Origin of the sequence: Zhongshania sp. (genome assembly GCF_041584495.1) — a bacterium.
GTDB lineage: Bacteria > Pseudomonadota > Gammaproteobacteria > Pseudomonadales > Spongiibacteraceae > Spongiibacter.
The window spans coordinates 11,789-31,508 of the sequence record NZ_JBFHDY010000018.1 but is presented as its reverse complement, the minus strand read 5'-3'; the positions used below and the strand labels follow the sequence as shown (position 1 = coordinate 31,508).

General features: G+C 53.1%; 16 protein-coding genes. 7 read left to right on the top strand and 9 right to left on the bottom strand.

The features are described 5' to 3' along the window. Positions 1 to 8: 8 nt before the first annotated feature. The 5 genes from mutL to ABYP33_RS05330 all read right to left on the bottom strand — a co-directional run bounded on the left by mutL (position 9) and on the right by ABYP33_RS05330 (position 6,033). Positions 9 to 1,871, bottom strand: coding sequence for a DNA mismatch repair endonuclease MutL (gene mutL, locus ABYP33_RS05350; RefSeq protein ID WP_373089143.1), 1,863 nt, complete (start codon positions 1,869 to 1,871; stop codon positions 9 to 11). Beyond that, positions 1,871 to 3,205: an N-acetylmuramoyl-L-alanine amidase gene (locus ABYP33_RS05345; protein ID WP_373089141.1), complete on the bottom strand. Its 1,335-nt coding sequence runs from the start codon at positions 3,203 to 3,205 to the stop codon at positions 1,871 to 1,873. Before ABYP33_RS05345 ends, mutL begins: the two co-directional genes overlap by 1 nt. Next, on the bottom strand, positions 3,192 to 3,656 hold the full coding sequence (gene tsaE / locus ABYP33_RS05340) for a tRNA (adenosine(37)-N6)-threonylcarbamoyltransferase complex ATPase subunit type 1 TsaE (RefSeq protein WP_373089139.1): 465 nt from the start codon (positions 3,654 to 3,656) through the stop codon (positions 3,192 to 3,194). The genes ABYP33_RS05345 and tsaE overlap by 14 nt, the downstream gene beginning before the upstream one ends. Continuing rightward, on the bottom strand, positions 3,640 to 5,172 hold the full coding sequence (locus ABYP33_RS05335; RefSeq protein WP_373089137.1) for an NAD(P)H-hydrate dehydratase: 1,533 nt from the start codon (positions 5,170 to 5,172) through the stop codon (positions 3,640 to 3,642). Before ABYP33_RS05335 ends, tsaE begins: the two co-directional genes overlap by 17 nt. Positions 5,173 to 5,313: 141 nt before the next feature. Next, positions 5,314 to 6,033, bottom strand: a complete 720-nt coding sequence (locus tag ABYP33_RS05330) for a DUF4197 family protein (RefSeq protein WP_373089135.1) — start codon at positions 6,031 to 6,033, stop codon at positions 5,314 to 5,316. A gap of 314 nt (positions 6,034 to 6,347) precedes the next feature. On the opposite strand from ABYP33_RS05330, the gene queG reads away from it, so the two are divergent. Beyond that, positions 6,348 to 7,439: a tRNA epoxyqueuosine(34) reductase QueG gene (queG, locus tag ABYP33_RS05325; protein ID WP_373089133.1), complete on the top strand. Its 1,092-nt coding sequence runs from the start codon at positions 6,348 to 6,350 to the stop codon at positions 7,437 to 7,439. Between the two features lie 40 nt (positions 7,440 to 7,479). On the opposite strand, the gene ABYP33_RS05320 is transcribed toward queG, so the two are convergent. Together ABYP33_RS05320 and orn are read right to left on the bottom strand one after the other, a co-directional pair. Next, positions 7,480 to 9,318: an autotransporter domain-containing protein gene (locus ABYP33_RS05320; RefSeq protein WP_373089131.1), complete on the bottom strand. Its 1,839-nt coding sequence runs from the start codon at positions 9,316 to 9,318 to the stop codon at positions 7,480 to 7,482. Between the two features lie 170 nt (positions 9,319 to 9,488). Beyond that, complete coding sequence (gene orn, locus ABYP33_RS05315; protein ID WP_373089129.1) at positions 9,489 to 10,034, bottom strand: oligoribonuclease; 546 nt, start codon at positions 10,032 to 10,034, stop codon at positions 9,489 to 9,491. A gap of 181 nt (positions 10,035 to 10,215) precedes the next feature. Between orn and rsgA the strand changes: the two genes are divergently transcribed. From rsgA to asd, 3 genes are all read left to right on the top strand, one after another. Then, complete coding sequence (gene rsgA, locus ABYP33_RS05310; protein WP_373089127.1) at positions 10,216 to 11,226, top strand: small ribosomal subunit biogenesis GTPase RsgA; 1,011 nt, start codon at positions 10,216 to 10,218, stop codon at positions 11,224 to 11,226. 169 nt (positions 11,227 to 11,395) lie between these two features. After that, a complete protein-coding gene (locus ABYP33_RS05305) occupies positions 11,396 to 12,241 on the top strand; it encodes a sulfurtransferase (protein WP_373089125.1) in 846 nt (281 codons plus the stop codon). Between the two features lie 24 nt (positions 12,242 to 12,265). After that, positions 12,266 to 13,117, top strand: coding sequence for an archaetidylserine decarboxylase (gene asd, locus ABYP33_RS05300; protein WP_373089123.1), 852 nt, complete (start codon positions 12,266 to 12,268; stop codon positions 13,115 to 13,117). Positions 13,118 to 13,202: 85 nt separating this feature from the next. Here asd and epmA read toward each other — a convergent pair whose 3' ends face one another. Both epmA and efp read right to left on the bottom strand, forming a co-directional pair. After that, complete coding sequence (gene epmA, locus ABYP33_RS05295; RefSeq protein WP_373089121.1) at positions 13,203 to 14,156, bottom strand: EF-P lysine aminoacylase EpmA; 954 nt, start codon at positions 14,154 to 14,156, stop codon at positions 13,203 to 13,205. After that, a complete protein-coding gene (gene efp / locus ABYP33_RS05290) occupies positions 14,157 to 14,726 on the bottom strand; it encodes an elongation factor P (protein ID WP_373089119.1) in 570 nt (189 codons plus the stop codon). A gap of 48 nt (positions 14,727 to 14,774) precedes the next feature. Between efp and epmB the strand changes: the two genes are divergently transcribed. The 3 genes from epmB (at position 14,775) to ABYP33_RS05275 (ending at position 19,711) form a co-directional block, all read left to right on the top strand. Beyond that, complete coding sequence (epmB, locus tag ABYP33_RS05285; protein ID WP_373089117.1) at positions 14,775 to 15,788, top strand: EF-P beta-lysylation protein EpmB; 1,014 nt, start codon at positions 14,775 to 14,777, stop codon at positions 15,786 to 15,788. A gap of 74 nt (positions 15,789 to 15,862) precedes the next feature. Continuing rightward, on the top strand, positions 15,863 to 17,665 hold the full coding sequence (locus ABYP33_RS05280; protein ID WP_373089115.1) for a hypothetical protein: 1,803 nt from the start codon (positions 15,863 to 15,865) through the stop codon (positions 17,663 to 17,665). Positions 17,666 to 17,704: 39 nt separating this feature from the next. Beyond that, the gene (locus tag ABYP33_RS05275) at positions 17,705 to 19,711 is read left to right on the top strand and encodes an EAL domain-containing protein (RefSeq protein ID WP_373089113.1); all 2,007 of its coding nucleotides are present in this window, start codon (positions 17,705 to 17,707) and stop codon (positions 19,709 to 19,711) included. Positions 19,712 to 19,720 lie beyond the last annotated feature (9 nt).

Here is a 19,720-nt window from a genome sequence, read left to right as displayed (position 1 = left end):
TGTTTAAATCAACGGCCACGCAAAAACCACTTATCTAACTCAGCCAAACCAACTTGAACCCAAGTTGGCCGCCCGTGATTACACTGGCCGCTTCGCTCGGTCGCCTCCATATCGCGCAGCAAGCCGTTCATTTCTGGCAACGTCAGGCGGCGATTTGCCCGCACCGAGCCATGGCAGGCCATGGTCGACAAGATCTCGTTAATATGCGCTTGGATACGATCAGTACTGCCAAACTCCAGTAAATCCGACAGCACATCTCTAACCAGCTGTTCGACGGAGGTATCAGCCAAAATCGTCGGCAACTCACGCACAATAATCGATTCTGCCGCCACGCGCTCAATACCTATACCCAACTCAGCAAACACTTCGACGTGCTGTTCGGCGCAATCCGCTTCGCGCTCACTCACCGCCAAATTCATTGGCACCAGTAAAGGCTGACGCCGAATACCCTCGCCGTCACGGGCATTTTTCATACGCTCGTAGGTAATGCGCTCGTGCGCAGCGTGCATATCAACCAAAACCATACCCTGCTGATTTTCAGCCAGAATATAAATCCCCTTCAGCTGGGCGAGCGCATAACCCAATGGTGGCGCAATACTGCCATCACCAGCACCAACACTCTCTGATCCCGCTTGCAGACGCTGATAATTTGCCCGCTGGTCTGCCACCCCCGCGCCATACTGCGGCTGATATTGGGAATTATAAGCAACGTTATTCTGAGGCTGAAAAGAGCTTGGCGCGGCATTAACAGCAGCAGGAGACACGGAGCCCGTCTCCCCCAAGGACATCACCGATTGCGTTTGCGGCATGGCCATGAAAGATTCAGCCCCCCCGGCAGGCATAGCGGCTTGCTGGGGTACGGTATCGGGCCGCACATCAGCGAGAACTTTGTGCAAAGTGCGGAAAATAAAATCGTGTACCGTGCGGCCGTCGCGAAAGCGCACTTCGTGCTTGGTCGGATGCACATTCACATCCACCGCCGCCGGAGCCAGCTCGAGATACAACACAAAAGCCGGATGGCGACCGTGAAAGAGCACATCGCGATAGGCTTGGCGCACCGCATGCACCACCAAGCGGTCACGCACATAGCGACCATTGACGTAAAAATGCTGCAAATCAGCCTGACTGCGGGAAAAACTCGGCAGCGCCACCCAACCCCACAACCGCAGCCCCATCGCCTCACGGTCTATATACAGGGCCTGTTCCATAAAGGCTGGACCGCAGACCGCTGCCAAACGCCGCTCTTGCTCAAGCTGATTATCCGCGGGCTTTAAACTGTGCACCGCGCGGCCATTATGACGCAAGGAAAAGCCGACATCGTAGCGACTCAGGGCCTGACGTTTGACCACTTCTTCAAGATGGTTAAACTCCGTTTTCTCAGTGCGCAAAAACTTGCGCCGCGCCGGCGTATTAAAAAACAAATCCCGCACTTCCACCGTAGTACCCCGCGGATGCCCTACCGGTGCCAGCACGGTTTCCATATCACGGCCTTCACTGCGCGCCGACCAACCCGACACACTACCCTCTTGCGCCGTATTTAAACACAAACGCGATACCGAACTGATACTCGCGAGGGCCTCGCCACGGAAGCCAAGACTGGCGACGGATTCCAGATCTTCCAGTACCGAAATTTTACTGGTAGCGTGGCGACTCAGTGCCAAGGGCAAATCATCTTCCGCGATACCCGCACCGTCGTCGCGAACGCGAATTAACTTAACGCCGCCCTCTTCAATATCTAATTCAATACGGCGGGCACCGGCGTCCAAACTGTTTTCAAGAAGTTCTTTAACAACTGAGGCAGGACGCTCTACCACTTCCCCTGCGGCAATTTGGTTAGCCAAACGGGGGTCTAATAAACGAATTTTTGTCATTACGATGCAGGAATCTGTATTTTTTGACCGACGCGGATGCGACTCCCCGACAGTTGATTATGGCGTTGAAGATCGCTGAGGGGCACATTATAGCGCAGCGCAATACCAGACAGCGTATCACCCCGAGCAATGGTGTATTCACGCGCACCCGCCGTCGCGGGTCGACCCGCAGGGATATCGCCGCGCTTAAGCGCGGCAAAGTAGGTGTCTGGCGGCGGACTCTCTCTAAAATAGCGATCAATACCTTCAAAAATAGCGAGCGCCATATTGCTTTGATAGCTGCTACTTTTCAGTTTACTCGCCTCGCCAGGGTTAGAAATAAACCCCGTCTCCACTAAAAGCGAGGGAATATCCGGCGACTTCAGCACCGCAAAACCTGCTTGCTCCACCCGCTTGCTGTGCAAGCGTGAGATTTTTGACATTTCACCCAGTAACTGAGCGCCAACACTGAGGCTGGCATCAAGGCTGGCTGTCATCGACAAATCCGTTAACACCCCCGCTAGAACTTGGTCTTTATCTGACAGACTGACGCCGCCCACTAGATCGGCGTCGTTCTCGCGCTGCGCCAAAATTCGCGCCGAAGCACTGGTGGCGCCGCGCTTAGACAAGGCATAAACCGAACTGCCATTAGCCTGAGGATTGGTAAAAGCGTCAGCATGAATAGACACAAAGAAATCGGCTTGAGCCTTGCGGGCAAGGTCACGGCGCTTGGCCAAGCCCACATAATAATCGCCGTTGCGAATCATCACCACGCGATAGCCTTTCTTTCGCTCAAAGCGCTCTTTGAGACGCGAGGCTATTTGAAAAACCACATCTTTTTCTTTAACCCGCCCCGGCCCAATTGCACCCGGGTCTTCACCACCGTGACCAGCGTCGATGGCGATAACCACATCACGCTGGGAACTGGTTTGCACGCTTTTAATCACTTGGGCTTCAACAGATTCGCCCTTGTCTAAAAAATCCACAACGAGGCGATCATGCAAATCACCACTGGCCGCGAGTAAAAAGCTGCGCACCTGCACGTCTGCACTGAGGTCGAATACAATGCGCAGCGCGCCACCAGGCTTATCCGCATGGCGCAAGCCGGTTACTGGACTATTAGCGAACTGCAATTTTTGGGTATCAGCGGCAAGCTTGGCATTTTGAATATCAATAACCAGGCGATGAGGATTACTAAGGGTAATTAATTCATGAGTGACCGGCCCACTTAAATCAAATACCACGCGACTGTGGTCAGGCGCCCGCCAAAATCGGACGTCGCGAACTTCAGCCGCCTGCACGGTCGCAGCCAAACTAAGTAGGCAAGCAAGGACAACACTGTTAATCCGTTTCATATTTGCTCAATTGCGCCAAGATTTGCTGCCCACGCGGCGTTGCGCTGCGTGCGGCAAGAAGGCGACCCGCTCCCTGAGCCTCAATGCTAACCATTATATCGGCCAATGGCAAAATCCCCGCGCCACGCTCAGGCCACTCGACCAAGCATACCGCATCATTGTCGAAGTAGTCGCGGATCCCCATGTACTCAAGCTCTTCTGGATCGCCGAGACGATACAAATCGAAGTGATACACATTGACCCCGCCGGCCTCATAGGGTTCAACAATGGTATAGGTCGGACTCTTCACCGCACCGGCATGACCAAATGCCTGCAATACACCGCGGCAGAAAGTGGTTTTGCCAGCGCCAAGCTGACCGCCAAGATACACCACCGCCCCGCCCTGCAAGGCCCGCCCCAAGCGCTGGCCCGCCGCAACGGTGTCGGCCTCGCCATCAAGATAACGCTGCATACTGATTTATTACACCTCGCAATTGCTCGATCACATCACTGGCCAACATTCCGCGCTCCCCAGCAGCAGCGGCGACATCCGCCGCCTCGGCATGCACAGCCACGCCAAGACAGGTCGCGCGTTGCAGAGACAAACCTTGGGCGACAAAAGCGCCGAGCACACCCGATAAAACGTCACCCATGCCGCCACTCGCCATCCCCGGGTTGCCACCACTGCATAAATACAATGAGGCATCTGCGGCAATCACCGTACCGCCGCCTTTTAATAATACGCTTGCCGCAAAGCGATCGGCCAATGTGCGCGCCGCGGCGAAACGATCTGCCTGCACCGCCGCAGTAGTGCAAGCTAACAAGCGCGCAGCCTCGCCGGGATGGGGTGTGAGTATACGTGGCCCGCCATGAGAAAGCAGGAGCTGAGGTTCAATCGCTATTAAATTTAAAGCGTCTGCGTCAAGCAGCAGGGGCGTGTTTGCCGTCAATGCGGCCAGCAATAGTTCTCGCCCCCACGCGCCCTGACCTAAGCCCGGCCCTATCACCACAACTGTCGCCTTGGCCAGCAGGGCGTCCAGCTCCTGACCGTGACTCACACCGTGCACCATCAGCTCCGGTCGCGCCCCGACTAGCGCCGCGACATGTTCCGGCCGCGTCGCGCAGGACACCAAGCCAGCGCCACTGCGCGCAGCAGCGCTGGCCGCCAACAGCGCGGCACCAGCCATACCGTAGTCGCCACCAACCACTAACACATGCCCGGCGACGCCTTTATGGGCACTGCGGGACCGCGGCCCCCACTGCGCCAACATCGAACGTAAATGTAAATGTCTAACAAGGCCATCAAGAGACTCAACAGACCGCTCGGTATAAACATCGCGGGGCACAGCTAAATCAGCAAAACTGACATCACCGGCACAATCAAGCGCATCGAGGGTATATAAACCACGCTTTAAGCCAATAAAACTCAGGGTTTGTTTAGCTTTGATCGCCACGCCCAATATTCGGCCACTGTCGCTGCACAAACCTGATGGGATATCAATGGCCAGCACTGGACGCCCACTACTATTAATGGCCTGTATCGCAGCGGCGTAATGTGACCGCACGTCGCCGTGCAAACCAATACCCAACATGGCATCCACCACCACGCTGCTTTCCGCGGGGAGCTCACCCTGCCATTGCGCCACAGCCACCCCCGCGCGCTGCGCCCATTGCCACGCCCAAGCGGCATCACCGGTAAGCAACTCTGGCGCCGCCAAGGTCCATACGCGCACAGGCAAACCGGCCTCGGCCGCCAATGCCGCAACCACATAACCGTCGCCCCCGTTATTACCGCCACCGCAAAATACTTCAATGGGCGAATGATCCGGCCAGTGCTGCTGAACACAGCTGAACGCCGCCTGCCCCGCCCGCCGCATTAATTCAAAGCTGGCAATACCACTGGCAATCGCCAGGCGATCTAATTCACGTACCTGAGCGGCAGTGTACAAAATGTGTTCAGTTGCATTAGGCTTATTTGGCAATGGCATGCAGCGACTTCCCGAATCGATTAGCTCCCCCATCATAACGCGTAAGCTGGCGCGGGCAATCTGATGACGCCAAGCGCGTAACACCTCCGATTAAAGAGCACGGGCTATTCACACTTAGCCACGGCAATTATGCCAACCTTGCTACTCTTGAGGACTCGCAACGATGTTATTCAGCGAATCGCGAATTGCCAACTCTCGAGTTGCCACTTTTTTAAATAAACCGCCTGCGGCCTGCTCCGCCACGTATTGACCGAGCTGATCGGGGGAAACCGCTTGTGGCTCGACGCCTTGCGCCTCGACACTGTCGACGGACGCCAGCACCCCAGTGGGCTTTTGCGAGGCTTTTAGTAAGTCGCCATACAATGTAATGGCACCATTCTCTTGCAAATTCTGGGTTACTGCGGGCAATAGCGCCAACTGCACCGCTTGACCACCCTCAGCCATCAGCAAATCAGTGGCCGCACTCCGTGGCGAATCCACCAGCTTTTGTAAAGTCTCGGCATCCATATTCGCGACCATATTCTTCAAGATTGGTCCGGCCACAGGAATCGCATTTTCCGCCGCGCGGTTCATTAGGGTTTCCAACAGCGCCGCTTTAGGGTTGTCATGTAAATCCCGCGCCACATCAATCACTAAACCCAAGGGTAGCGGCAGTAGAATGCGCACCAGCGGGTCGTCAAGAAAGCCGCCTTTGACCGCCAGCTGCCTAACCGCCAGATCAATACCAGCGGTCAATTTCTGGGCAAATCTATTGGCGAGCATTTGCTGAAACTTCGTCTGAGCAGCCAAAGACATATTATCGAGCATCGACGCACAAGCAGACGTCAGGAGCATTACCAACACAAGGGCAATTACACGCAATTATTAAATACCTGATAGTGAGGCCACTGAAGGATTGCCGAATCGGCGGCGCATTCTAGCACGAAGCCCAATCCACGAAAGCGAGACGTTGGTGAACAAATACCAATATTGAAGCCGCCGCAAGGACTTATGTAGCAGCCATTTCAGCCCCAAAATGGCACAGGTAAAAACTCGGTATGGCAAAGCTAGGCGATGAATTCAACGCCGATACGTTGGCAGCGCCGACAACACCGGTAACATACAGTGACTTAGGAAATGTGTAAAATACCTGCCTACTCAGGCACGAAAACGCGCAAGCAGGCACCGACAGCCCAATGAACCCAATTTCCGCCGACCTCGACGCCCTCGCGCTACAGATTAAAGACTGGGGCCGCGAGTTCGGCTTTGCTCATATCGGAATCAGCCCAGCCAGCAATGACGCCCATGCCCAGCGTCTGCGCGAGTGGCTTGCTAAGCAATACCACGGCGACATGACCTATATGGCTGAGCGCGAGGGCCTGCGCGGAGAACCGGCGGAACTGCACAGCGGTACGATTAGAGTGATCAGCGCCAGAATGGATTATTTGCCCGACGCCGAAAATATGGACGCCGTGCTCGGCAACCCTAATAAGGCCTATATCTCCCGCTATGCACTTGGCCGTGACTATCACAAATTAATCCGTAAACGCCTTAGCCAACTCGCCGAGAAAATAAGCGCCGTTGCTGGCGGCCATCACCGCGCCTTTGTCGATAGCGCGCCGGTATTAGAACGCGGCTTTGCCGAACAAGCTGGACTCGGCTGGATTGGCAAAAACAGCATGCTCATTAACAGCAAAGCAGGCTCGTGGTTTTTCTTAGGGGAAATTTATACCGACTTACCCCTCCCCCTAGACCCGCCCCAAGAGACCGGGCATTGCGGCAGCTGCCGCGCCTGTCTTGACGACTGCCCTACCGGCGCGATTGTAGCGCCCTACCAAGTGGACGCTCGACGCTGTATTTCTTATTTAACTATTGAATTAAAAACCCGCATTCCCGAAGAACTGCGGCCACTAATGGGCAATCGGGTATTTGGCTGCGACGACTGTCAGCTAGTTTGCCCTTGGAATAAATTTGCGCAAACCGCTAGCGAGACCGACTTTTCGCCTCGGCACCAACTGGACAATAGCGACTTAATTGAATTGTTTTTATGGGATGAGGAAACATTCTTAAAAAACACCGAAGGCTCGGCCATCCGCCGCATTGGCTACCAGCGCTGGCTACGCAATCTCGCTGTAGGCATAGGTAATGCTTCTACCAGCAGCGCCGCGATTAGCGCGCTTAAACAACAACGCCCAAGTGCCGAGAGTATGGCACTTGAGCATATTGACTGGGCTATTGGGCAACTGCAAGGCAAACTCGTCCGACGTCGGACGTCGGACGAGTCGTAATATTAGCTTCTCCCGTCTCCCATAAAGCGTTTGGCGGCTCTTAAAAAGGTCTAGAATAATTCAACATCGCGCTCTCGCGGCCTTCACCTTCATCTGTATAATTTAGGTTCAACGCCACCCGCGCCTGCCCCACGCTCAGCGCCGCACCCAAGCTCACATCGGCAAATCCCTCACCGTCATTCTGGTAGCTGGGTAAGCGATAGCTGGCATAACCTAGGTTAGTATTACGGATCTCGATAGTCTCATCGGCGTCCTCTTCTTCAGACACGCCAAAGGCTTCGGCATAGAGACTAAAACTGTCGCTCACCGCAACATGAACTAACATACCTAAACGGAACTGGCGACTAGCCCGGCTCTGCTCACCCCACTGGTAATTAGAGACCTCACCACCCGATTCTTGATAACTATCAACTTTGGCGCTTAACCAACGCACGCCGAGGGCAGGCGCCAAACTCACGGTTTCCGAGGACAGTAAGCTATAAGCGAGCTGGCCGTTTAAATGCCAACCGTGGCCATCAGTGCCGCCACTGGCGGTTAAGTTTTGACTGCCCAGATTAAATTTGCGATCAATGTCGCTGTAATCAACCACATTCAAGCCGACACTCGCCTCTGCCAACCAGCGATTTTCACGGTAATTCACAAGACCACTAAGACCAACGCTGGTCGCCGCAAACTCGCTGCGATCGCTCTTTAACTCATGGTCAGCCATATTGATCGCCGCACCCAAGCTTAAGCCCGGCGCTACGGCGCGACTAAGACCTAAAGTTAAGTGTTTAGACTCTTGATCGCCGCCGGTTGGCTCGTCGGCACTGGCACCGCTCGCACTTATAAACAGGCGATCAGCGTCTACCAACCAACGATTCTCGCGCATAACTTGCGCTAGGCTCTGCTGCTGTGTACGGGCAATGCCTAAGCCCAAGCTAGGCACTTGACCAACAACTTGCGGCGCCACAATCACATCAATCATATAATCGCCGGCAATGACGCCAACCCTAGCCGTTGGGTGCACGCCATCATTAAACATAAGCTTATCAGGGTTGGGACTTGAGCCGTTGATACCGTAAACCGGATGCTCGATACAACCAGGAGCTGGCTGGTTAGGAGCACCTGGCGTCACGCCGTCATCAAAACACATATAGCGCTGGTCAAACGTCCCAATAGGCCCAAATGCCGCATTAGTGCCATTGGCGAATCCGTAGGCCTCTGCGTTATTGGACACATAGTTGATCAAGCCCGCGAGATCAACAGGAATGATATTGGCACTACTGAAATTCGCGTAAGTCTGGACCGCTTGATTAAAACCCGCAGCGCCCCCAGACGCAGTAGCCGCCGCCCCAGAAGAAGGGGCGCTAAAATTTTGAGCCTGCACAGCAGCAGTCTTTCCCAGGTCAGGTAGGTTACTAAGCATGATGTATCGGCCACCGGCCCTGCTTAAGAGCGATACGCCGCCAATCAAATTCTTAGCCGCAGCTATCGCTTCGTCTGAATTTGTAATCCTTCCCTGTAAAAAATCATTGCCACCCCCGTCCATCAATATTAAAGCTCGTGGGTTAGGTGTCAAATTCGCACCTACCACCGAATCCAAAATTTGATCGGTTCTGTAGCCACCAACCGCGTAGTTTGTGCCCGAAGAGTTAGCCGGATCAGTCGCTAAGCCAAGTGCTCTGCCGAGGTGCTGAGGGGCAATTTCAGCATATGGCCCCGTAGAAAAATCACCATTGCCGTCACCAACACGGTTAGTAAAACGAATGCCCAAATTGCCAGTATCGAGCAAACTGTCACCAAAAATAAATAATTGATCAAAGTAAGTATGAGTCTGGGCTGAAGCTTGGGTACAACACAGCAGGCTTGCTGCGCAGAGTGCGGTCAACTTTTTCATATCGGTATCCCCTTATTATTATCTACAGCTTAGTTGATAAATTCGCGACTGCTAGCGCAGAAAAAATTTAGCTATCAACACAGCGGTAAAATCAATAAGCAGCAAAACCCATGCTATCAGTGACAACATGGATTTATACGTATGAAATGGTCACCAAAGGAATGGCCGGCCTAGGACAACCGGATAAAATGCTCGCGGTAATATTGAAGCTCGGCAATCGAATCACGGATATCATCGAGCGCCAAATGAGCGCCAGACTTCCTCAAGCCCTTCATTAACTCTGGACGCCAGCGCCGCGCCAACTCTTTTACACTGCTAACATCAAGATTGCGGTAGTGGAAAAAAGCTTCTAACTCGGGCATTTCTCTGGCCATAAAGCGTCTGTCCTGACAGATACTATTGCCGCACATTGGCGAAGCGCCCTTCTCAACATGCTTATCGAGAAAGGCGAGGGTTAAACGCTCAGCCTCTAGCGCAGTAATGCAGGTGTCTTGCACTCGCTTAACCAAGCCCGACTCGCCGTGCTGACGCGTATTCCATTCGTCCATCGCCGCGAGGACTTCGTCCGGCTGATGAATTGCCAAAACCGGCCCCTCGGCCAACACATTGAGGTCGCTATCGGTCACCACCGTGGCAATTTCAATGATGTGGTCATTGAGGGTGTCTAAACCCGTCATTTCCAGATCAATCCAAATAAGATTCTGTGCTTTAGCCATGCAGATGCCTTTGCGGTATATAAATCGGAAAACAAAAACACGGTAAAAACCGCGCGGAGTCAGCGGTTTACGCTGTAACAAACCGGAATTGCTGTCAAAATACACGGTGCCTGTCCCACCACAGTGTCGATTATACCAGCTCATGGGTTAAGATGGCGCTTCTCTGGCAATTGACGTGTCTATGACCAAGCGTAAACTCAGCCGCCAACAACGCTGGCGGATAGAAAAAGTTCAGGCGGAACGCACCGAGCGCGCAAGTAAACGCGACAGCCGCGCTGACCAAGCACTCAGCGAAGGTGAACTCGGCCCCGAGCAGAGCGGCCTTATTGTCAGCCACTTTGGCCAGCAGGTTGAAGTTGAGGGCGATGGCGGTCAACGCCAGCGCTGCCATGTGCGCGCCCAGGTCGACGGCCTGGTGACCGGTGACCGCGTTACCTGGCACGAAGGCAAACCCACGGGTGTGGTCGTCGCCTGCAACGAGCGCCGCAGCCTACTGCAGCGCCCCGACAACCATGGCAAGCTCAAGCCGGTGGCGGCCAATATCGATCATATCGTGATTGTTATCGCCCCTGAACCCCGTGCCCACGCCAATCTTATTGACCGCTACTTAGTGGCCTCCGAGGCCATCGGTATTCGCCCAATTTTACTGCTTAATAAAACTGACCTAGTTACTGAAGAGAACAGCAACTACCTGAACTCCATGCTCGCCAGATACGAAGAGATTGGCTACCCCGTCACACGGGCGTCAACAGAATCTGAGCACGGGCTCGACGAGCTTAAAGCTACTCTACGCGAGCACATCAGCGTGTTTGTTGGTCAATCTGGGGTGGGTAAATCATCCCTAGTTAACAGCCTACTGCCCGGTACCGACTCCCGTATTGGCGCATTATCTGAAGCCACCGCCAAGGGCCGACACACCACCACGACTGCGCGGCTTTACCATTTCCCTGACGGCGGCAGCCTTATCGATTCGCCGGGTATCAGGGAGTTTGCGCTATGGAATATGGATCGCGAAAAGGTATTGGCTGGCTTCATCGAATTCCGGCCTTTTCTCGGTCTGTGCCGCTTTCGGGACTGCAAACACGAACACGAACCGCGCTGCGCCCTGCTCGCCGCCGCGGCCGAGGATAAAATTCGGCCAGAGCGCATGGCCAGTTATCGACAAATTATTGCTAGCCTCGCCGCAGAATAATTTGCAGCGCAATTTAATGCAGTGAGTAATATCCAATAATTACTGTCTCAATTTTACAGCAATGCATTTTATGGCACCATGACGCCCGTAGTAAAAGGCCTATTTACATCGCATCACCTCGGCCGCTACTGCTACAATTCATTAATAATCAGCGAACACATTATCTATTATGAAAGACTGGCCATTACTTATTGAAGCGACCCAACTCGCGGACGCACTCCACGAGCCTAAACTGCTTATCTTAGATACCAGCAGCGCCGACAATTACGCAAAACACCATGTGCCGGGTGCGGTTCACATTGCCCCAGCCGAACTCCAGTGCGGTATCAAGCCCGCCGTGGGCAAACTGCCCTCGACAGCGCAATTACAAGCACTCTTTTCTCGCGTTGGGCTAAGCCCAGAGAAACACGTTATTGTTTATGACGATGAAGGCGGTGGCTGGGCTGGGCGTTTAATCTGGACGCTGGATGTTATTGGCCACCACAACTACTCCTATTTAAATGGCGGCCTGCAGGCATGGCTAAATGGTGGTCACCCCAGCGAAGAAGTGGCTAATTTGCCACCACCGAGTGAAATCGTTATCAGCATTGACAGCACCCCTATTGCCGAGATCGAAGACTTTATCAGTCTACTCGACAACAGCCAGCTGGCAATTTGGGACGCCCGCTCACCCGAAGAGTATCGCGGCGAGAAAGTCCTCGCGCAGCGCGGCGGCCACATTCCCGGCGCCGTCAATTTAGACTGGCTAGAACTCATCGACAAAGAGAACGATATGCGCCTGAAGGACCTAAGCACACTGCAGCTGCGCTTAGATCAACTCGGCCTGAACAGTGACAAAACCATTATCACCCACTGCCAGACCCACCACCGCTCCGGCCTTACTTACTTATTAATGAAAATCCTCGGCTACCCACATATCAAGGGTTATCACGGCTCGTGGGGCGAGTGGGGAAATCGCGATGACACCCCGGTAGAAGTTGGCGACCAATCCCAAGGTAGCGCCCAGCAACCTTGAACCCATGCTAAAAAGGACCACGTTGTGAACATCGCGTTTATAATTTTACAATATCTGCTGCCCCAGCACCTGCTATCAAGGCTCGTTGGTAAATTAGCGGAAACCCAAATTCCTTGGCTGAAAGACCTATTGATTAGCCGGTTCATTGCCCATTACAACGTTGACATGAACGAGGCGGCGGATCCAGATTATCGCAATTATCAGAACTTCAACGCGTTTTTCACCCGCGCGCTAAAAGACGGCGCGCGGCCGATCGCCCCAGGCGCACAGGACATTGCCTGTCCCGCAGACGGCGCCATCAGCCAACTGGGGCAAATTATTGACGGACGCATTTTTCAGGCCAAGGGCCAAGATTACAGCTTACTGCAATTACTGGGCGGTGATCGCGAAGCGGCGGCGCTATTCTCTGGCGGCAGCTTTGCCACCGTATATTTGTCGCCCCGCGACTATCACCGCGTGCACATGCCGCTGGCGGGTACGCTGCAGTCAATGACCTATATTCCCGGTGCACTGTTTTCCGTGAACACCACCACCGCTGAAAACGTGCAGGGCTTATTCGCCCGCAATGAACGTGCAGTGTGTTTATTTGAGACTGAGGCTGGCCCAATGGCGGTTATTTTGGTCGGCGCGCTAATCGTGGCGGGCATTGAAACCGTCTGGGACGGCCAAATAGCGCCGCCACCTAGCGGCATCAAAACAACAGACTACCGCAAAGGCGCCCGAGAAATTTATTTAGAAAAAGGCGCAGAAATGGGCCGTTTCAAGCTAGGCTCAACCGCGATCGTGCTATTCGCCAAGGACCGCGCCCAGTGGGCGGATAAATTTGCGGCCACCACCCCAACCCGCTTGGGTGAGGTTTTGGGCACCTTGAAGTAATTCGCAAAATGCTGAACTGGAGACGGGAGACAAAACCGCATCGGTCCTTGCGTCTCCCATCTCCGGTAGCGCGTCTCCCGCTTATTCACACCCGCTCCAACGGAAAGGCAATAACTTGGCCTATCCGCTCGGCGTTACACGCAATCATCACCAGCCGATCAAAGCCAATCGCGACGCCAGTGCATTCTGGCAGGCATGGCATGGCCTTTAACAAATAGCGGTCTATCGGTGGCAATTCTTGGCCGCTAAGGCCGCGGCGGCGATGATCGTCGCCAATCCTGCGCACCAACTCACCTGCGTCGCGCAGCTCATCATAGCCATTTGCCAATTCCATTCCCGCGAAAAACGCCTCGAAGCGACGAGCCACAGGATGGCCGTCGCCATTTACCGCAATTTTTGCCAAGGCGGCTTGCGTCTCAGGAAAGTCATAAACAATACTGATTTGCGTGGGGTCTAGCGCTGGCTCGACCACCGACGACATCAACAACTGTAACCACAGGTCGCGATCATCGCTGTCAAAGCCCAGATCAAGGTGCTGCCTCGCACAGACCTTTAATTCCGCTAAGCTCGCAGTATGCGGATTGAGATGACAATGTAGTTCAAATACCTTTTGGTAAGTCAGCAGCGCCACATCTGCGCTGCCGCTCGCCAGGGTAATGATCGCCGCCACCTCATCAATCAAGGCATCGAGACTCATATCTGGGCGATACCACTCCAACATGGTGAACTCAGGATTATGACGACGCCCCCGCTCACCCCGGCGAAAGGCTTTGCAAATTTGATAAATCGGCCCACTACCCGCAGCCAATAAGCGCTTCATGGCAAATTCAGGCGAGGTTTGCAGGTACATGTGTCCCTCGCCGTTAGGCGATTGAGCAATAATGGCTTCAATATTGGGGTCGGTAACAGGGGCGGAGGCAAGCAGCGGCGTTTCTACTTCCAGCACCCCCCGCGCCGCAAAAAACTGGCGAATCTCGCTAAGGAGTTGTGCGCGACAGCCCAAGGCCGTAATATCGGCAGAGGGCCGCCACTCGCCCATTTAACCTTTTACCCGATTCTGATATTCGCCCGTGCGAGTATCTACTTTAATAACCTCACCTTCGCTAATGAATAAAGGCACTTTCACCACCGCACCCGTACTGAGGTGAGCGGGTTTGGTTCCGCCTTGCGCCGTATCACCTTTAACACCAGGGTCAGTTTCCACGATGGGTAATTCAACAAAATTGGGCGGCGTAACTGACAAAGGCGCGCCGTTATACAAAGTCACCGTGCAGACGTCCTGCTCTTTCAGCCACAGCGACGCGTCACCCACAGCTTTTGTGTCTGCTTGCACCTGTTCAAAGGATTCTGGGTCCATAAAGTGATAAAATTCGCCGTCGTTATAAAGGTATTCCATACTCTGATCAACAACGTCGGCACCTTCCAGTGACTCACCGGATTTAAACGTGCGCTCCCATACTCGACCAGAGTTAAGATTGCGCAGACGTACACGGTTAAAGGCCTGGCCTTTACCGGGTTTAACAAATTCATTTTCCAGAATTGAACAGGGCTCGCCATCGAGCATAACTTTAAGCCCATTGCGAAATTCGTTAGTAGAATAATTGGCCATGGTTCTCCTCAGCGGCTAAGTCGTAAACCGTAGATTAAAAAGGCAACAATGATACCTCTTATCACCACAATTTGGCAGACTCAAAGCTGGCAACAGCAAATGCAGCAGATGATCCGTGACCCAGAGCAGCTTTTTAAGCGCCTAGGTTTAGACATTGCCGCTCGTCCAGAACTGATTGGTGCGCTCAAACAATTCCCTTTGCGGGTAACCGAGGCCTTTGTCGCCAAGATGCAAATCGGCAACTGGAACGACCCCTTACTGTTGCAAGTTTTACCGCAAGCAAAGGAAACTGAGCCGCAGCCTGACTTTATTGACGACCCGCTAGCGGAACTCGACGCCAACCCAGCGCCAGGCTTAATCCATAAATACCACGGTAGAGTGTTACTCATCACCAGCTCGGCCTGCGCGGTGCACTGCCGCTACTGCTTTCGGCGCAACTTCCCCTACAGCGACAACAATCCCAGCCAAAGAGACTGGCAACAGGCGCTGGACTATATTGCTGAGCACCCCGAAATTCATGAAGTGATCCTCAGCGGTGGCGATCCGCTGGCCACCAGCGACGACTACTTAGACAAACTCATTGGCCGCATTGCCAATATCCCCCATGTTGAAACACTGCGAATTCATACCCGCCTGCCACTGGTATTACCTGCTCGCATTACCCCAGATTTACTCAAGGTACTCACCAAGCACCACCTGCATACGGTAATGGTCATCCACTGCAACCACGCCAATGAGTTGGATGACGCCAGCGCAGACGCCCTCAAATCCCTACGTGATGCCAATATTCATTTGTTAAATCAAACCGTTTTACTTAAAGGTATCAATGATCGTGCCGAAATATTAATTAAGTTAAGCCGTCGACTGTTTGAGACAGGGGTTATACCCTATTATTTGCATGTACTAGATAAAGTCCGCGGCGCGAGTCATTTTGATGTGCCTGACGCCACCGCCCAGGCACTAATGCGCGAGGTGCTGGCCAGCTTGCCAGGTTACTTAGTACCGCGCTTAGTTAGAGAAGACCCTCACGCGAGCAGTAAACGACCACTTGCGCTATTATGAATTAACGCGTAAAAACATAGACTTAATGCACATACTTAATATTTGTGCTTTGAGACTGCGGAAAATAACGGGACATGATGAAAAGTAGCTCAAGCTTAGCCTTAGTCTTACCCAAGTTTAATCGCGATAGCCACAGCCAATTTGCGCTGAATGCCAACGCGGTTAACTCGTGGTTAAGTAGCTTACCGCTGGCCAATCTTGGCGAGTCTACTCGTCAACTTTTTCAGGCGCTATCGGAGCTCAGCCACGTCGCCTGTAAAGCCAAAGACCGCTTTGAAATTCTCGAAAAAATTCGCCCGCAAGTGCATTACGTCACCAAGGGCCTGTCTCAGCACTATTTAAACAAACCCATTATTCTGCCAGAAAAGACCGAAAAAATTGTACTTCTGGCCGACACGCTAAACACCCAGCTTGCCACCGCCTACTGCCAGGCATTTCAAGGCTTTGAAGCAGAGAGTCGATTATTAAAACCCAAAGAAGCGATGGCCATCTGCCTTCATCGCGCGCTGACTGAGCACAGCTGTATTTTACTGCGCAGCCACCAGCTCTATCGCGCCAGTCAGAATGGCTTTTGGCAAACATTGCACACCATCTACCAATGCGCGCTGAGCATGAAACTGAGCAAGGTTAAGGTCAGCGATGCCACTCACGGCGATGGCATAGTAGCGCAAGCGTATCTGCGTTCATTAATGCTCGCCTGCAGCCGCACTCACCAGCTGCCCCAGCGTCATATAGAAGAAATATTCAAAGAGCTGAGCTACTGGACAGCGTTTGTCGAATTGCGCGCCGATCGCCTTGAGAGCTGCGTACTCCTTTTAAACCCCAAAGAAGATCGCCAGCCTGTATATCGCGAGTTAATTCAACGAGCACCAGCACCTGGCTGGCTCGGTATAGACACCAAAACCATTTTAAGCCAGAGCGGCGCCTTGTCAGATAGTGCGTCGGCACGCAAACCTAGCGCCCCATCCACCCTCCCCAAAGCAATCATCGATCACTTGGCAATCGCGTGGAGCTCAGCAACATCACGTGCCGCAGAGCGAGTCCCCTGCAATGAGCCGGTGCTGATCACACTAGGCATGAACGCCACCCATTTTTTTGTCGCCAATCAAGTTGATTTCGAACAATTTAAGATAGATCGCCATCAAGCGGAGTCCCGCCCCGACCCCTATTTTAAAGACGAAGGCCAAAACAAAGATACCTGGGGCAGCGCCGGCCTAGACACCCGTGACGTAGACACCAATACAAAAGAACACCTCGACATTGAGTATGATCAAATGCCTAGCCACGTCGAGAATATCAGCTATAGCTTGCCGTCGAACAACCCCAACAGCCCAACACCCGAAACTCAGTACCAATACTTACGTACTCGCATTTTTGACACCAGTAGCGCAGGCTATCGGCTTGAGTGGCCAGAATCGGCTCAAACGCGCATTCGTACGGGCGAGTTACTCGGCATAAAAGTCAACGATCATGAGGGCTGGCAGATTGCTGTAGTGCGCTGGCTGCGTAGCGACGATATTCATCAAATTGGCATTGAAACCATTGCCTCCGCCGCCACCCCCTACAGTGTTAGGCTGATTCATTCAGGCCTGCCAGTTCAAGACTTTCAGCGTGCCATGCTGCTGCCCGGCGGGCAGCTCGCCAAAGGCCCTTTACTGCTTTTATCTAGCGTCACGGGCTTCGCCGAGGGCCAAACCGTCGAACTACTGCGCCCCGGCCACGCAATGCGGGTAAAACTCGACAAAAAAATCGAAAATTCCAATGCCTTCAAGCTATTCACCTTTCAAGACATTTCTCGCGCCGCCGTTAAGGCAGAGGCACCGGATGCGGAGCTAGGAAATAAAGGCGATTTCAATCAGCTCTGGGATATATTGTAAGCCCATAGCGATCTAGGCATCACCACGCAATGAGTCATTATGAGTAACGACACCGCCATCAATATTCTGCTGTTTTGTTTAGCGGACAATGACGCCGAACAAATCGTTGCCTGCTGTCGACGCGCCGGCCGAGTAGCCCACACCCAAGGCGTTGAAACCGGCGAGAAGCTCGCTAAAGTCATTCTTGAAAAGCAATGGGATGTACTCATCTTTGATGCCGAGCGTTCGCAACTTGACGTGCAGCGCTGCGGCCACATTCTGCGCAAACATCAGGTCGATATTTCCCTAATATTTATGGGCAAAGGGGACCCATTAAATCCGCCAGATCCGGCGGTCACAGACATTATTAGTAAATACGACATCCCCCAGCTTGTGGGCGCCGCACTCCGCGAACAGCGCAGCCAAGCGCTTCGCCGCCAATTAAAACAGCGTGAAATTGCCCTTAAAGAAGCGGAAGGACGCAATGAACTACTGCTTGCCGACCACTTCGACCCACTCGCTTATATTACCGACGGCATGATTATTTATGCCAACCCACCCTTTTGTGAACACATGGGCAATGAAGATTTAGAAGGTTTTCCCATTGTCGATTTGATCACCAACAAAGATCAGGACCGCTTTAAGAATGCCCTTAAAAAGCAGCAGTTAAACAAAGACCAACAACAACTTGAGATTAGCTTCGCGCACAGCGACGGCCGCGAAATAAAAACATTGATTACCTGCGATAGCGCCAATTACGATGGCGAAGCCTGTATTCAGCTGAGCCTCAACAATAACGACAGCAATAATCAGCTCAACGGTCTAGATCTCAGCACCCAAATGAGCAATAAATACCGGTTTCAAGAGGTATTACAGGAATTCATTGAAAATGAGCGCAATAGTGACTCGTCTTTGATCCTCCTCTCTCTAGACCGCTTTAGCAAACTGCGCCAGAGTTCGAGCCTGCTTGATGTTGAGAAATTACTCGAAGCGATCAGCGTTCACGTTCGCGAAGTAATGCCCGCCCAATTCTATGGCCGGGTTGCCGACGACATGATCGCCGCCATCTGCCACCACGTGGGCAGCGATGCGGCCTTAGAAATGGCCTTGGAACTGTGCAGAGCCATTGAAAATGACATCTTTGAAATCAAAAAGAAGTCACTGCAGTGCACCGCCAGCATTGCGATTATGCCTATAAACCACCTGACCCCACCGCGGGCGAGTGTGTTGCTTGACACCCTATTCCACGGCGCCGAAAAAATCTATCTCGCGGGTGGTAACAACGCTGAGATTTGTCATCGTGAACGTCAACAGCTCAGCACCGTGGAGGCCGCGACCTCATTAGCTAGCGAAGCCTTAAACCAAGGCCGACTCACCCTCCTATTCCAGCCTATGATTAATCTCGGCAACGCCGACGGCGACCACTACGAAGCCTCATTGGATATCAAAGACTGGGTAGAAGGCGAAGTCACCGCAGGCGAGTTATTGCGCGTCATAGAGCAAGAACCCGACAACAACAAACTCGACCACTGGATTGTGGTTGAGGCGACCAAACAACTGGCCAAAGAACGCCAGACCGGCCAAGACCTAAAACTCATCATCAACCTCAGCGGCAATGTTTTTCACGACCCAGAGTTTTGCTCGTGGCTAAGTGTTGCGTTTAAAGCTGCGGGCCTACCGCCGTCGTCAGTGATTTTGCAGTTTAATGAAGAGAGTATTGCCAACGCTTTAAAGCCGGCGCTGAACTTCGCTCAGCAGCTGCAGAAAATGGGCTCTGCACTCAGTGTTCGCAACTTCGGCCGCGCCCAAAAAGGCAATAAGTTTTTATCGCATATTCAACCGCATTTGGTAAAACCGGGCTTTAGAAAAACCGACACCCCGAGCGATGAACAAATCAAAGATATTGTCGCGCAAGCCAAAGTGCTTAAAAGCAGGGTATTAATTCCTAATGTGGGCAGCGCCGCCACCCTTGCCATGCTTTGGCAATTAGGGCCTGACTTCATCCAGGGCAGCTACGTCAACGACCCCATGCCGAGCATGAACTACGAATTTGCCTCGTTCAATTAATACTCGCGG

Coding starts and splice junctions, on each gene's coding strand:
- ABYP33_RS05275 (WP_373089113.1), top strand. CDS start 17,705: ATGAGTAACGACACCGCCATCAATATTCTGCTGTTTTGTTTAGCGGAC.
- tsaE (WP_373089139.1), bottom strand. CDS start 3,656: ATGCAGCGTTATCTTGATGGCGAGGCCGACACCGTTGCGGCGGGCCAG.
- ABYP33_RS05335 (WP_373089137.1), bottom strand. CDS start 5,172: ATGCCATTGCCAAATAAGCCTAATGCAACTGAACACATTTTGTACACT.
- rsgA (WP_373089127.1), top strand. CDS start 10,216: ATGACCAAGCGTAAACTCAGCCGCCAACAACGCTGGCGGATAGAAAAA.
- mutL (WP_373089143.1), bottom strand. CDS start 1,871: ATGACAAAAATTCGTTTATTAGACCCCCGTTTGGCTAACCAAATTGCC.
- ABYP33_RS05280 (WP_373089115.1), top strand. CDS start 15,863: ATGATGAAAAGTAGCTCAAGCTTAGCCTTAGTCTTACCCAAGTTTAAT.
- orn (WP_373089129.1), bottom strand. CDS start 10,034: ATGGCTAAAGCACAGAATCTTATTTGGATTGATCTGGAAATGACGGGT.
- epmB (WP_373089117.1), top strand. CDS start 14,775: ATGATACCTCTTATCACCACAATTTGGCAGACTCAAAGCTGGCAACAG.
- efp (WP_373089119.1), bottom strand. CDS start 14,726: ATGGCCAATTATTCTACTAACGAATTTCGCAATGGGCTTAAAGTTATG.
- queG (WP_373089133.1), top strand. CDS start 6,348: ATGAACCCAATTTCCGCCGACCTCGACGCCCTCGCGCTACAGATTAAA.
- ABYP33_RS05305 (WP_373089125.1), top strand. CDS start 11,396: ATGAAAGACTGGCCATTACTTATTGAAGCGACCCAACTCGCGGACGCA.
- ABYP33_RS05320 (WP_373089131.1), bottom strand. CDS start 9,318: ATGAAAAAGTTGACCGCACTCTGCGCAGCAAGCCTGCTGTGTTGTACC.
- ABYP33_RS05345 (WP_373089141.1), bottom strand. CDS start 3,205: ATGAAACGGATTAACAGTGTTGTCCTTGCTTGCCTACTTAGTTTGGCT.
- epmA (WP_373089121.1), bottom strand. CDS start 14,156: ATGGGCGAGTGGCGGCCCTCTGCCGATATTACGGCCTTGGGCTGTCGC.